We start from the raw sequence: 14,014 nt of genomic DNA, 5'->3' as shown, positions 1-14,014 counted from the left end.
ATAGGCTATGACAGATTTACAACAAATGGGGAAATTAGCGAAAGAGGCTGCCTTTCGTCTTGCAGAACTTTCTCATCAACAAAAAAATGCAGTATTAGCTCGTATTGCACAACAATTAAAACAGCGCCAACAAGATATTCTGAACGCAAATGCAAAAGATATTCAAAATGCTGAACAACAAGGAATCAGCAAAGCATTGATCGATCGTTTAATGCTTACAGAATCACGTTTGGATAATATTATTCATGAAGTCAAACATGTTATTTCTCTTCCCGATCCTGTTGGTAATATTATTGATGGTGCAGAACTCGACAGCGGCATTAAAATTGAAAGAAAACGAGTACCGCTCGGCGTTATTGGTGTGATTTATGAAGCTCGTCCAAATGTCACCGTTGATGTTGCTTGTCTTTGCCTTAAGACAGGTAATGCGGCAATTTTACGTGGTGGAAAAGAAACACAACACACTAATCAAATTCTAGTTGAAATTATTCAGCAGGCTTTAACCAGCGAACAACTTCCTGCTGCTGCAATTCAGGCGATTACCAATCCAGATCGTCAACTTATCACCCAGCTGCTCAAATTAGATCAATATATTGATATGATTATTCCTCGTGGTGGTGCAGCGCTGCATCAATTATGCAAAGAACAATCCACAATTCCTGTGATTGTTGGTGGAATTGGTGTCTGCCATCTATTTGTGGAACAATCGGCAAATTTCGATAAATCATTAACCGTTATTCATAATGCGAAAACCCAGCGTCCAAGCACCTGTAACACACTGGAAACGCTATTAGTTCAAGAAAGTATTGCTGCTGAATTTTTGCCAAAACTTGCGACATACAATCAACAGCCATTAATTACATTCCATGCTGATCCACAAGCATTCGCTATTCTTGCTCAACATACTGATCGGGTAAAACCATTAGAAGAAGCTACTCTTAGCCAAGAATGGCTATCTCTTGATCTAAATGTTGTTGTTGTGAAAAACATTGATCAAGCGATCGCCCATATCCGTCACTATGGCAGCCAGCACTCTGACGGTATCTTGAGTCAAAATCCACAACTTTTAATGCAATTTGCTCAACAAGTCGATTCTGCTGCTGTTTATCTCAATGCAAGTACACGTTTCACTGACGGCGGCGAATTTGGATTAGGTGCGGAAGTGGCAGTAAGTACACAAAAACTGCACGCTAGAGGCCCTATGGGCTTAGAAGCACTTACCACCTATAAATGGATCTGTTCTGGCGATTATGCCATCAGAAAATAATCTTTCTTGTTATCGCACTATCTTTAACTGTTGATAAAGATAGTGCTGATAATTATGTAATAAAGTCTTATCTTCAATATCATATTCTTGTAAAGCACCACCCAATTTACGCATAGCAATGTTGGCTTTAAAGAATTGATCTGCTTCTAATCCGGCAGCCTCTAATAATATGCCACCAATTTGTGCAATATCTAACAAATTCGTTACTTTAATTGGGTTAGTCGCATAATTCGCTCTTAGCGTAAATTGCGTAATATAATCAGGATGCATAAACTGTGAAATTGTTGGCTGATATTCTACTTTTTTACGTTCAAAATTAGGCTGATGATCGCCAAAATATCCTAGCAGATAGGGTTTACCACGTTGCTGTAAATAACAATTAAACTGCTCCATACAATCATTCAACTTCTCTAAACGCTGCACATAATCGTTGATTAAGCCGATATGATGAGCCGTCCAATTTTCATCGGTAATTTGATAAAAATTTTCTGTATGTGCGTGATAAGGGCCATGTTCATACATTGTTAAAACATAGATAAATATTGGCTGAGTGACTTCTTGTAGCTTAGGATGCTGTTTTTCCAAAATCATTTGTACATATTTCGCCATATCATGGCTTTCAATATGCCATAAATTTTTTGACATTGGGGCTGGGTAGCCTAAATCTTGTGGTTGTAGCAATAAATCAAAACCCAAATATTCATAGGCCTGTTTTGCATTGTAATTCCCCTTAGTAAAGGGACTTAATGCTACGCAATAATAACCATGCTGTTTTAAATTCTTCAGCAAACTATATTCTAAATGAGGAACCACAGAATAAAACACTGAACTCGCCATCGCACCAAAATCTGTTGATGGCACCCCTGCTAAAAAAGCAAATTCAGATTTCCATGTTGCTCCGCCATACGTATGTACACGCAATAAGTTATGCAGTACTAAATCTTGACGTGGTTGATACATTGTCAGTGCTGGTAGTGAAGCCGATTGAAACGCAAATTGTTGTGGTTCAAATGTTGATTCATGTAACCAAATAACAATATCAGGCCTTTCTCCCTTTAATGGATAATCAGCAACTGTTGCCATTTTTTGCTGAAAATGTGTTCCATCTCCCTCGATTTGCGGTACATGAAAAAATACACCTCGTGTCGACATCGGTAAATTTAAAAAGACATCTCGTCCATCATCTGGCAACGAATCTAACCACACCTGAATCGCTTGTGGATGTTTGCTGTAATAAAACATTACACTAAATGAAATGACTGTACCCACCAAGCCTAATAGTTGGGCAACAACCCCTAACGATTCAACTGATGCAAATCCAATAACTGCATAAACAGCTAATCCCAATAATCCTAAAATGGCCAAAATTGCACTTTTATAATGCAATAATGTTTCCCAATTACGTGGATCAAAGGCAAGAATAAAATCTGAAATTAACAAAGGTTGTTTGTAATAATGAATCTTTAAACGATGAAATAGCATCAAAATAACAAACAAAATGCTGGCAAAGTTGAGCGATCTTTGCCATTGAGCCGTTGCCATAAACATCAAAGAAAAGAAGAAGATAAAAAGAGATATTGCAAAAAGATAAGTCCAACGATAATGTGATTTAATAATAAAAATCAAAGCACTCAGACTAAATAAAGCTAATAAAATATATTCCATATTGAATATCTCAATTTATGATTTTTAGAATTTATCCTGAATTATTACATAGTTAATTCCAATACAAAATAAAAAACCGCATGATCATCATAACCAATGCGGTTTATCAATAAATTGTTGAAATTAAGAGCGTTTCATCGCTTCAAAGAACTCTTCATTTGTCTTAGTCATTGATAATTTATCAATTAAGAATTCCATTGCTTCAATTTCACCCATTGGATGAACAATCTTACGTAAAATCCACATTTTTTGTAATTCATCCGGTGTAGTGAGCAACTCTTCTTTACGGGTACCTGAACTATTAAAGTCAATCGCTGGGAATACTCGTTTTTCTGCGATTTTACGAGAAAGATGAAGTTCCATATTACCAGTTCCTTTGAATTCCTCGTAAATAACTTCATCCATCTTAGAGCCAGTATCCACTAACGCAGTTGCAATAATGGTTAAACTACCACCTTCTTCCACATTACGTGCAGCACCAAAGAAACGTTTTGGACGATGCAACGCATTCGCATCAACCCCACCTGACAACACTTTACCGGATGCTGGCGTCACTGTATTGTAAGCACGCGCTAAACGAGTAATAGAATCCAATAAAATCACCACATCTTTTTTATGTTCTACTAAACGTTTTGCTTTTTCGATTACCATTTCCGCAACTTGAACGTGGCGAGCAGCAGGTTCATCAAAGGTTGATGCGACCACTTCACCTTTTACCATACGTTGCATTTCGGTTACTTCTTCTGGACGTTCATCAATCAGCAATACCATTAAAATACATTCTGGATAATTATAGGTAATGCTTTGCGCAATATTTTGTAAGAACATAGTCTTACCTGCTTTTGGTGGCGCAACAATCAATGCACGTTGACCTTTCCCAATCGGCGCAGCTAAATCCAAAATACGAGCAGTTAAGTCTTCAGTTGAACCATTACCACGCTCCATACGTAAACGGTAATTAGCGTGTAAAGGTGTTAAGTTTTCAAAAAGGATTTTATTGCGAGAGATTTCAGGACGGTCATCATTAACTTGATTTACTTTGAGAAGAGCAAAATAACGTTCACCTTCTTTTGGCGGGCGAATTTTCCCTTCAATCATATCGCCAGTACGCAGATTAAAACGGCGGATCTGACTTGGCGATACATAAATATCATCAGGGCCAGCTAAATAAGAACTATCAGCAGAACGTAAGAAACCAAAGCCATCAGGTAAGATTTCTAACACACCATCACCAAAAATATCTTCACCACTTTTGGAATGTTGTTTGAGGATAGCAAAAATAATGTCTTGTTTTCTTAAACGCGCTAAATTTTCGAGCCCCATTTGTTCTTCGCCCAATTTCACTAGCTCAGAAACAGGAGTATTTTTTAATTCTGTTAAATTCATAATAACTGAAATGTTGTTGTAGATTAGATTAAAAACGAATTGTAATTTAGATATGAGATAAAATTTCAGTGGCAAAATTACCATTAAAAAAGACTATTGTCTAGTTTTAGAGTAGAATTTGCCCTGAATTAAGCAAATTTTACTAAAATCTCAAGATTATTTATGGAACATCAATATCTGACAACAACTCGTTTTAGCGATTTTTCTTTGCATCCCACGATCCAAAGTGCATTACAACAAATGGGATTAGAATACTGTACCCCAATTCAAGCGCTCTCTTTACCCTATTCATTACAAGGTAAAGATATTGCAGGTCAAGCACAAACAGGAACAGGAAAAACAATCGCTTTTTTAACTGCACTGTTTCAACGTTTACAACAATCCCCAACCGCAAAACAACATTTATCTGCACTCATCCTGGCACCGACTCGCGAACTGGCCGTCCAAATTTATCATGATGCGCAACTATTTGCGCAACACACAGGATTATCCTTAGGCTTAGCCTATGGTGGTGACGGTTATGAGAAACAGATGCAGACATTACAGGCGGGAGTTAATGTCTTAATTGGTACCACAGGACGCGTGATCGATTACGTTAAACAACGTGTTATCTCTTTAAATCAGATCCAATGTGTCGTATTAGATGAAGCTGATAGAATGTTCGATCTTGGTTTTATTCGTGATATTCGCTATTTACTGCGCCATTGTCCGCCACCAACTGAACGTTTAACAATGCTATTTTCGGCAACACTCTCTTTTAAAGTACGTGAATTAGCCTTTGAGGATATGAATGATCCACATTATGTTGAGATCGAATCAACCTATAAAACTGCCGACAGCGTTAAAGAAGAACTTTTTTATCCGTCAAATGAAGACAAAATGAAGTTACTACTAACGTTGCTTGAAGAAGAATGGCCTGAACGTTGTATTATTTTTGCTAACACTAAGCATCAATGTGAAAAAATTTGGCACTATTTAATCGCGGATGGGCATCGTGCAGGTCTATTAACAGGCGACGTCATCCAAAAGAAACGTTTTCAATTATTAGAACAATTTACTCATGGACAATTAGACATTCTAGTTGCTACTGATGTGGCTGCGCGTGGATTACACATTCCGCAAGTTACCCACGTTTTTAATTATGACTTACCTGATGACTATGAAGATTATGTGCATCGAATCGGTCGTACTGGCCGCGCTGGTGAAACAGGAATCTCCATCAGCTTTGCCTGCGAAGATTATGCAATTAACCTCCCAGCGATTGAGCAATATATTGGCCATCATATTCCAGTGAGTCATTATGATCCAACGGCGTTATTACCATTACCTAAAATCAAAAAAGCGCGTTCCAATAAAAAATATTATTCTGCTAACGCTCATCATAAATAAATTAAAAAATGCCATTTATCTACCACTAAATGGCATTTGCTAATTTTCCTCTCACTCAATTTTGTTCTAATTTCCTTCACAACCAATATCGTGATACAATTCGCCCCTTAAATTTTCAAGATGTATCATTTTTAAGCAAAAAAGGGCTTTAGTGTGTTAGAAATTATTGTCGCTGAATTAGACAATCTGAAAGCAAAAGATATTTTAGTACTTGATGTGAAAGGCAAATCGCCAATCACTGATCATCTTATTATCTGTACTGGTAATTCCAGCCGTCATGTCGCTTCTTTAGGCGAAAACTTAATGACACATTGCAAACAAAAACAGATTGAAAATTTTGGTGCAGAAGGTTTCAACACCAGTGATTGGATCGTCGTCGATTTTGGTCAAGTGATGGTACATATTATGCAAGAAGAAGCTCGTACCCTATATCAATTAGAAAAACTATGGGCTTAATAGTATGAAATTGCAGCTAATTGCCGTTGGTACCAAAATGCCTGCTTGGGTAACTGAAGGTTTCGAAGAATATCAACGCCGTTTTCCAAAAGATTTACCGCTTGAATTAATTGAAATTCCAGCTGGTAAACGTGGTAAAAATGCTGATATTAAACGTATCCTGGAAAAAGAAGGTGAAGCAATGCTCGCCGCATGCGGTAAAAATAGTATGATCATCACGTTAGATATTCCTGGAAAACCTTGGACAACACCACAATTAGCACAACAGTTAGAGAGCTGGAAACAAGATGGTCGTGATGTTAGTTTGTTGATCGGTGGTCCTGAAGGATTATCACCAGAATGTAAACAAGCGGCAGAACGTAGCTGGTCATTGTCACCTTTAACCTTACCACATCCATTAGTACGTATTGTCGTTGCTGAAAGCCTATATCGTGCTTGGAGTTTAACCACAAACCACCCTTATCATCGAGAATAATTCAGATGAAATTAATGAAATTTTTGCAAGAAAAGGAAACTATCCGCGACAACCAAGCAGAAAGTAATCTGTTTGCTCGTCGTGCATTAATTTCATTTATTGGTGTTTTAGTGCTGACAGGTGTTTTAATCACCAACTTATACAATCTACAAGTTGTTAATTATGAAACTTACCAAACTCGTTCTAACGGTAATCGGATTAAGTTGCTGCCTATTGCGCCGACCAGAGGCATTATTTACGATAAAAATAATAAAATTCTTGCCGAAAATCTGACTTTTTTTGGTTTATACATTGTGCCTGAAAAAGTAGATAATTTAGACGCCACCTTCAATCAACTACGCCAAATTGTTGGCTTAACTGACGAAGATATCGAAGCCTTTAAAAAAGAACGTCGTCGTTCACAACGCTATACGCCAATTTTATTAAAAGCGGATCTTAGTGAAGAACAAATTGCGCGTTTTTCCGTTAATCAATACGCTTTTCCAAGCATAGAAGTAAAACCTTATTTCAAACGTCATTATCTATATGGAGAGCCATTAACGCATATTCTCGGTTATGTGGCTCGAATCAATGATCGCGATGTGGAACGTTTGAAACAAGAAGAAAAAGAAGCCAATTATTCCGGTACTCATGATATTGGTAAACTAGGTATCGAACGTTATTACGAAGATGTGTTGCATGGGCAAGTTGGCTTTGAAGAAGTGGAAGTTAATAGCCAAGGTAAAGTAATTCGTAAATTACGTGAACAACCAGCAATTGCAGGGAAAAATATTCGTTTAACCTTAGATGTAGATTTACAACGCTATATTTTTAATCTATTAGGCGATCAGAAAGCGGCTGTTGTTGTGATGAATCCTAAAGATAGCAGTATTCTCGCGATGGTTTCTACTCCTAGTTATGACAATAACTTATTCGTAGATGGTATCTCTTATAACGACTACCAACGCTTATTAAACGATAGTGATCGCCCACTCTATAGTCGTGCCTTACAAGGCGCTTATCCACCTGCTTCTACGGTCAAACCTTTTATTGCAGTTTCGGCGCTCACAGAAGGTGTTATTACGCCTAATACTACTTTCTATGATCCAGGTTATTTTGCCATTCCTAATACGACAAAACGGTTTCGTGACTGGTTAAAAACAGGACATGGTTCAACTAACGTGATCAAAGGTATCACCGAATCTTCTGATACCTTCTTCTATAATGTTGCATATCAAATGGGTATTGATCGTCTAGCGGAATGGATGCAGAAATTTGGTTTTGGACAATCGACAGGTATCGACATTCTGGAAGAAACTAATGGTGTAATGCCAACCAGAGAATGGAAACAAAAACGCTACAAAAAGCCATGGTTCCAAGGTGACACTATTCCAGTCGGAATTGGGCAAGGTTACTGGACTGCAACACCATTACAATTGGCAAAAGCATTATCTATTCTGATTAATAACGGTAAAGTGAATACACCTCATTTAATGAAAGAGGTCATCGGCAATCAAATAGAACCTTATGAAGATAAACATATCTATGCCGATATCACAGAACCAAGTACCGCAGTCTGGAATATTGCCAAACAAGGTATGTATGGCGTTGTTAATAGTCCAAATGGTACCGCTAGAAAAGCTTTCGTTGGTACACCTTACAAAGTAGCCGGGAAATCAGGTACGGCACAAGTGTTTAGTTTAAAAGAGAATGAAACCTATAACTCGAAAAACTTATCTAAACATTTGCACGATCACGCTTGGTTTAATGCTTATGCGCCATTTGAGAATCCAGAAGTGATTGTTACCATTATTATGGAAAATGCTGGTGGTGGTTCAGGTAACGCAGCCCCAATCGTCAGACAAATTTTTGACTATTATTTTGCGCATAAGCAAACAAATAGCCAATTTAATCCGAGCGGAGTATCGACACAATGACGGAAAAGCATACAATAGTGTCTTTATGGCAGAAGCTACATATTGATTTAAAATTACTATTAGGCTTAATTGTTATTGTTATTTATGGCTTAATAGTGTTATATAGTGCATCTGGCGGTAGCGAAAAAATGTTTGATAACCGCCTAATGCAAGTTGCAATGGGCTTTACTGTAATGTTTGTGTTTGCCCAATTGCCACCACGTTTTTACCAAAAGATTGCGCCATATCTTTATATTATTGGTATTATTCTGCTGATTTTAGTAGATTTAATCGGCACGACTAGTAAAGGTGCACAACGTTGGTTGGATTTAGGTTTATTCCGCTTCCAGCCCTCAGAGTTAATAAAACTCTCAGTACCTTTGATGGTAGCAACCTTTTTAGGTAAACGACAATTACCGCCGAGCTTATTAAATACGGTAATTGCATTAACATTAATTATAGTACCAACTTTACTTGTGGCTATTCAGCCCGATTTAGGTACCTCCATTCTTGTGGCCGCATCAGGAATCTTTGTGGTATTTCTTGCTGGTATGAGTTGGAAATTAATTGCTTCAGCCATTATTGGCTTAGCTGGTTTTATACCTGTGTTATGGTTTTACTTGATGCACGATTACCAAAAGACGCGGGTATTAACTCTGCTTGATCCTGAAAAGGATCCTTTAGGCGCAGGGTATCATATCATCCAATCCAAAATTGCTATCGGTTCAGGTGGCTTATTTGGTAAAGGGTGGATGATGGGAACGCAATCACAATTAGAGTTCTTGCCTGAACCGCATACTGATTTTATTTTTGCAGTATTAAGTGAAGAGCATGGACTGGTTGGGATTATTATTTTATTAATTATTTACTTATTTATTATTGGGAGAGGATTAATTATTGGTGCGAAAGCACAAGACGCTTTTGGTCGTATTTTGACCGGCGCTTTAACATTGATATTCTTCGTTTATGTCTTTGTTAATATTGGTATGGTGAGCGGTATTTTGCCTGTTGTAGGAGTTCCATTACCACTAGTCAGTTATGGCGGAACTTCATTTGTGACATTAATGGCCGGTTTTGGGCTAATAATGTCGATACATACACATCGACGAATGCTTTCTCATGGAAGCTAATTTCCATTTGAGCAATCAAAGAAAGTTAGGGAACATATTTAATATGAAACTAAAGAAATATTTAACTGTATTGGCTGCATTGTTTTTTCTTTTTCAAACCTCTTTTGCAGTAGCCAAAACACAAGTAAAAAATGAAACTAAGAAAGTTTATGGTATTGCCGGCCCCAAGTTACAATATCATCCTAAAAAAACAACAAGTAAAACTTATACAGTAAAAGGTGTACGTTATCGTACAGTAACCACGAAAGAAGCAAAAAATTACGCCAAACAAGGCACTGCAACTTTCTATCATCCTAAATTTGTAGGACAAAAAACATCTAGCGGAGAAGTTTATAATGAAAAACTCTTTACCGCAGCGCATAAAACATTGCCACTTAACAGCTATGTATTAGTAACTAACTTACGTAATCATAAACAAGTGGTCGTACGCATTAATGATAGAGGGCCTTTTCACTCTAATCGAATCATTGATCTTTCTAAAGCGGCAGCAAAAGAATTGGGGATGACTGCTCGCGGTACGGCAAATGTTAAGTTAGATATGGTTATTATTGATCGCAATGGTAATCTTTCTGGCAAAGGTGGAAAAACCCTCTTAGCTTCTCGTGAAAATATTGAGGCAAATTCATCTTCTGACAAAAATAGCAGTAATCAATTTAAACTAACTGCCAGTAACATAGAAAGTCGTGAAAAAGCAGAAAAGCTAATCTCTGAACTTGCAATGAGTGGTGTAAAAACAGAAATTACCCAAGATGGAAATAAATTCAATGTCCATTTCGGTCCATTACTCGATCAAGCTAAAGTAAACAGCATCAAATTAGCTTTCTCTCGTTTACATTCAGACAATAGCCAACTTTATACTTATCGCTATTAATGTCTAAATGTGATGTAAAGGTTTTAAACCTCCCCTTTATCACGATATAATTTATAGCATCACCTATCAGACAACACATAATGCCAATTATGTGTTGTCTATTTACTCAAATATGTTGTAAGGAAGAAAAAATGTCGTTGTATTCTAAAAAACTGAAAAAACTCGCTTTAGCAGGTTTACTCAGTTTTTCTAGCATTTCATTTACCTATGCGGAAGGACTTTATGATGTAGCTCCACCTCAAGTAAATGCACAAACTTATATCTTAATGGATTATCATACTGGTCAAGTATTAGCAGCGCTCAATCCAGATCAAAAACACTATCCTGCCTCGCTAACAAAAATGATGACAAGTTATGTCATTGGGCAAGCTTTAAAAGAGGGCAGAATCCATAATACCGATATGGTAACTATTGATGAAGAGTCTTGGGGTAAAAACTTCCCAGGTTCATCAAAAATGTTCCTCAATGTTAATCAACAAGTTTCTGTTGCAGATTTAAATAAAGGGATCATTATTGCTTCGGGTAATGACGCTTGTGTGGCAATGGCAAAATATTTAGCTGGTACCCAAGCTAATTTCATCAATATGATGAATCAATATGTTGACCAATTCGGTTTAAAAAATACCCATTTTGAAACTGTACATGGCTTAGATCAAGATGGTCAATTCTCGACTGCTCGTGATATGGCAATTATCGGTTCTCGTCTTATCCGCGATCTACCGGAAGAATATCATATCTATGCAGAAAAAGAATTTACCTTCAATAACATCAAACAACCAAACCGTAATGGTTTATTGTGGGATAAAACACTAAATGTTGATGGCTTAAAAACAGGGCATACCGATGAAGCTGGCTATAATCTTGTCGCTTCTGCAGTCGATAACAATATGCGATTGATCTCTGTTGTAATGGGAGTAAGCTCTTTCAAAGGTCGTGAAGTTGAAAGTAAAAAATTGTTGCAATGGGGTTTCGCTAACTTTGAAAACGTAAAACCATTGGCAGCAAATCAAGTTGTTTCAGAACAACCACTTTATTACGGTAAAGAAAACAAAGTTAAATTAGGAACTTTATCTGACGTCTATTTAGTGATTCCGAAAGGAAAAAGTCAGTCTGTCAAAGCGCGTTATCAGTTAAATCAAAAATTCTTAGAGGCGCCTTTGAAAAAAGGACAAGTCGTAGGTTCTATCGTTTATCAACTTGATGGCAAAGATATTCAAACCGCAAATTTACAGGTAATGGATACTGTTGAAGAAGCAGGTTTCTTCGGCAAAATCTGGGACTGGATAGTGCTTACCGTAAAAAGTATTTTTAGTTAAAATATGTGGTGTTAACAAATATTTAACTTGATTTTTCTCTAACCCACCTCATTTAAGGTGGGTTAAATTCCATTGATAGTCAGCAATTTATATTGACACTATCAATCATACAAAGTTAAAGAGAGAGATTTATGCAACAAGAACAACCAAAATTAAAAGACCTACTTGAGTTTCCTTGTGACTTTCCTTACAAAGTCGTTGGTGTCGCTCACCCTGAATTAACTGATCGTGTACTTGCAGTCGTTCAACAACACGCACCTGGCGATTACAGTCCATCAATTAAACCGAGCCGTAATGGTAAATATCACTCTGTATCTATTACCATTACTGCACAAAATATTGAACAGGTTGAAACCCTTTATAAAGAACTTGCTGAGATCGAGCTAGTAAGAATGGTGTTATAACAAAGGCGGTATCTATGGGAAGTACAACAGAACAGCTTGAACAGCAGGTTATTATTCGTCAACTCGGCGTGCAACCTTACGATACCATTTGGCACCGTATGCAACAATTTACCGATCAACGTACTGCAGAAACAATCGATGAAATTTGGTTAGTACAACATCCACCAGTATTTACGCAAGGACAAGCCGGAAAAGCGGAACACATCTTACACAAAACCGATATTCCGATTGTACAATCTGATCGTGGCGGCCAAGTAACTTATCATGGTCCCGGTCAACAAGTAATGTATATTCTAGTGGATATAAAAAGACGTAAAGCCATTGATAAATTATCTGGCAGCGAATCGCCTTTATCGGTACGTGATCTAGTTACCTATTTAGAACAATGTGTCGTCAATACTCTAGCAGATTACAATATCAAAGGTTATCCAAAACCTGATGCACCAGGCGTTTATATCGATGGTAAAAAGATCTGTTCGCTAGGGCTACGTATTCGTAAAGGTTGTTCTTTCCATGGATTAGCTTTTAATATTCATATGGATTTATCACCATTCCACGCAATTAATCCTTGTGGTTATGCTGGTTTAGAAATGTGCCAACTGCAAGATTTTGTTGATACTGACATTACTTGTGCTGATGTGGCACCAAAACTTATCGAACATTTCACTCGTTTAATTGGCTATCAACAACTTCACTATGTTGATGGTTTACCCAATCTAGAATAAGGAACATCAAAATATGGGCACACCATTCAAAATGGAACGTGGTGTTAAATACCGCGATGCAGCAAAAACATCCATTATTCCGGTAAAGAATATCGATCCAAATCAAGAATTATTGCCTAAACCAGAATGGATGAAAATTAAATTACCGGCAACCTCAGAAAAGATCTTAAATATCAAAAAAGCAATGCGCAAAAATGGGCTTAACTCTGTTTGTGAAGAAGCTTCTTGCCCAAATCTTGCAGAATGTTTCCATCATGGAACGGCAACTTTTATGATTTTAGGGGCAATCTGTACACGCCGCTGCCCTTTCTGTGATGTTGCTCATGGTAAGCCATTACCGCCAGATCCAGAAGAACCAAAAAAACTGGCGCAAACCATCAAAGATATGGGCTTACGTTATGTAGTAATCACCTCTGTGGATCGTGATGATTTACGTGATGGCGGCGCTGGCCATTTTGCTGAATGCGTCAAAGAAATTCGCGCCTTAAATCCAAATATTAAAATCGAAATTCTTGTGCCTGATTTCCGTGGCCGTATTGAAACCGCCTTAGAAAAATTATCTGAAAATCCACCTGACGTTTTCAACCACAACTTGGAAAACATTCCTCGCTTATATAAAGAGGTACGTCCGGGTGCAGATTATCAATGGTCATTGCGTTTATTACGTGAATTTAAGCAAATGTTCCCACACATTCCAACTAAATCAGGCTTAATGGTTGGTTTAGGTGAAACTAACGAAGAAATTCTCGAAGTAATGCAAGATCTACGTGACAATGGCGTTACTATGCTGACCTTAGGGCAATATTTACAACCAAGCCGTCATCATTTACCTGTTGCACGTTATGTTCCACCAACAGAATTTGATGAATTCCGCGCTAAAGCAAAACAAATGGGATTTGAACACGCTGCTTGCGGCCCATTTGTTCGCTCTTCCTACCATGCTGACTTACAAGCGAAAGGTGTAGAAGTAAAATAAGCTGTTAGTCAATTAATCCCATAAAGTATCAGGCTTTATGGGATTTTTTATTCCTATAA

At 37.5% G+C, this 14,014-nt stretch carries 13 protein-coding genes; 11 read left to right on the top strand and 2 right to left on the bottom strand.

Going from position 1 to position 14,014, the window contains the following annotated elements:
- The first annotated feature begins 7 nt into the window (after positions 1–7).
- Positions 8–1,267 carry a glutamate-5-semialdehyde dehydrogenase gene (locus NYR30_RS00640; RefSeq protein WP_302501523.1) on the top strand — a complete coding sequence of 420 codons (1,260 nt, stop codon included), beginning with the start codon at positions 8–10 and terminating at the stop codon, positions 1,265–1,267.
- Between the two features lie 9 nt (positions 1,268–1,276).
- Here NYR30_RS00640 and NYR30_RS00635 read toward each other — a convergent pair whose 3' ends face one another.
- On the bottom strand, positions 1,277–2,932 hold the full coding sequence (locus tag NYR30_RS00635) for a sulfatase-like hydrolase/transferase (protein ID WP_302501521.1): 1,656 nt from the start codon (positions 2,930–2,932) through the stop codon (positions 1,277–1,279).
- A gap of 123 nt (positions 2,933–3,055) precedes the next feature.
- Entirely contained in the window at positions 3,056–4,318 is a 1,263-nt protein-coding gene (rho, locus tag NYR30_RS00630; RefSeq protein WP_065234244.1) for a transcription termination factor Rho, read from the bottom strand.
- Positions 4,319–4,480: 162 nt separating this feature from the next.
- Between rho and rhlB the strand changes: the two genes are divergently transcribed.
- The 10 genes from rhlB to lipA all read left to right on the top strand — a co-directional run bounded on the left by rhlB (position 4,481) and on the right by lipA (position 13,955).
- Complete coding sequence (rhlB, locus tag NYR30_RS00625; protein ID WP_066113094.1) at positions 4,481–5,707, top strand: ATP-dependent RNA helicase RhlB; 1,227 nt, start codon at positions 4,481–4,483, stop codon at positions 5,705–5,707.
- A 153-nt stretch (positions 5,708–5,860) separates the two neighbouring features.
- On the top strand, positions 5,861–6,163 hold the full coding sequence (rsfS, locus tag NYR30_RS00620; protein WP_066106727.1) for a ribosome silencing factor: 303 nt from the start codon (positions 5,861–5,863) through the stop codon (positions 6,161–6,163).
- Between the two features lie 4 nt (positions 6,164–6,167).
- Positions 6,168–6,638, top strand: a complete 471-nt coding sequence (gene rlmH / locus NYR30_RS00615) for a 23S rRNA (pseudouridine(1915)-N(3))-methyltransferase RlmH (protein ID WP_066106726.1) — start codon at positions 6,168–6,170, stop codon at positions 6,636–6,638.
- Positions 6,639–6,643: 5 nt separating this feature from the next.
- Entirely contained in the window at positions 6,644–8,554 is a 1,911-nt protein-coding gene (gene mrdA, locus NYR30_RS00610) for a penicillin-binding protein 2 (RefSeq protein WP_066113092.1), read from the top strand.
- Positions 8,551–9,663 carry a rod shape-determining protein RodA gene (gene rodA / locus NYR30_RS00605; protein ID WP_066106721.1) on the top strand — a complete coding sequence of 371 codons (1,113 nt, stop codon included), beginning with the start codon at positions 8,551–8,553 and terminating at the stop codon, positions 9,661–9,663. Before mrdA ends, rodA begins: the two co-directional genes overlap by 4 nt.
- A 43-nt stretch (positions 9,664–9,706) precedes the next feature.
- Positions 9,707–10,534, top strand: a complete 828-nt coding sequence (locus NYR30_RS00600) for a septal ring lytic transglycosylase RlpA family protein (protein WP_302501518.1) — start codon at positions 9,707–9,709, stop codon at positions 10,532–10,534.
- Between the two features lie 131 nt (positions 10,535–10,665).
- Positions 10,666–11,850 (top strand): serine hydrolase, encoded by a 1,185-nt coding sequence (locus NYR30_RS00595; RefSeq protein WP_066113088.1) that lies wholly within the window; start codon positions 10,666–10,668, stop codon positions 11,848–11,850.
- A gap of 131 nt (positions 11,851–11,981) precedes the next feature.
- Positions 11,982–12,254: a DUF493 family protein YbeD gene (ybeD, locus tag NYR30_RS00590; protein ID WP_066106713.1), complete on the top strand. Its 273-nt coding sequence runs from the start codon at positions 11,982–11,984 to the stop codon at positions 12,252–12,254.
- A gap of 14 nt (positions 12,255–12,268) precedes the next feature.
- Entirely contained in the window at positions 12,269–12,979 is a 711-nt protein-coding gene (lipB, locus tag NYR30_RS00585; protein ID WP_066113086.1) for a lipoyl(octanoyl) transferase LipB, read from the top strand.
- Positions 12,980–12,992: 13 nt separating this feature from the next.
- Entirely contained in the window at positions 12,993–13,955 is a 963-nt protein-coding gene (gene lipA, locus NYR30_RS00580; protein WP_066106707.1) for a lipoyl synthase, read from the top strand.
- Positions 13,956–14,014: the final 59 nt, after the last annotated feature.

It is taken from the genome of Gallibacterium salpingitidis, from assembly GCF_030517105.1.
Lineage (GTDB): Bacteria > Pseudomonadota > Gammaproteobacteria > Enterobacterales > Pasteurellaceae > Gallibacterium > Gallibacterium salpingitidis.
This window is presented reverse-complemented; position numbering and strand designations above follow the sequence as displayed.

What these genes read in the sequence shown, in the direction of transcription:
- NYR30_RS00640 (WP_302501523.1), top strand. Translation starts at nt 8, where the DNA reads ATGACAGATTTACAACAAATGGGGAAATTAGCGAAAGAGGCTGCCTTT.
- NYR30_RS00635 (WP_302501521.1), bottom strand. Translation starts at nt 2,932, where the DNA reads ATGGAATATATTTTATTAGCTTTATTTAGTCTGAGTGCTTTGATTTTT.
- rho (WP_065234244.1), bottom strand. Translation starts at nt 4,318, where the DNA reads ATGAATTTAACAGAATTAAAAAATACTCCTGTTTCTGAGCTAGTGAAA.
- rhlB (WP_066113094.1), top strand. Translation starts at nt 4,481, where the DNA reads ATGGAACATCAATATCTGACAACAACTCGTTTTAGCGATTTTTCTTTG.
- rlmH (WP_066106726.1), top strand. Translation starts at nt 6,168, where the DNA reads ATGAAATTGCAGCTAATTGCCGTTGGTACCAAAATGCCTGCTTGGGTA.
- mrdA (WP_066113092.1), top strand. Translation starts at nt 6,644, where the DNA reads ATGAAATTAATGAAATTTTTGCAAGAAAAGGAAACTATCCGCGACAAC.
- rodA (WP_066106721.1), top strand. Translation starts at nt 8,551, where the DNA reads ATGACGGAAAAGCATACAATAGTGTCTTTATGGCAGAAGCTACATATT.
- NYR30_RS00600 (WP_302501518.1), top strand. Translation starts at nt 9,707, where the DNA reads ATGAAACTAAAGAAATATTTAACTGTATTGGCTGCATTGTTTTTTCTT.
- NYR30_RS00595 (WP_066113088.1), top strand. Translation starts at nt 10,666, where the DNA reads ATGTCGTTGTATTCTAAAAAACTGAAAAAACTCGCTTTAGCAGGTTTA.
- ybeD (WP_066106713.1), top strand. Translation starts at nt 11,982, where the DNA reads ATGCAACAAGAACAACCAAAATTAAAAGACCTACTTGAGTTTCCTTGT.
- lipB (WP_066113086.1), top strand. Translation starts at nt 12,269, where the DNA reads ATGGGAAGTACAACAGAACAGCTTGAACAGCAGGTTATTATTCGTCAA.
- lipA (WP_066106707.1), top strand. Translation starts at nt 12,993, where the DNA reads ATGGGCACACCATTCAAAATGGAACGTGGTGTTAAATACCGCGATGCA.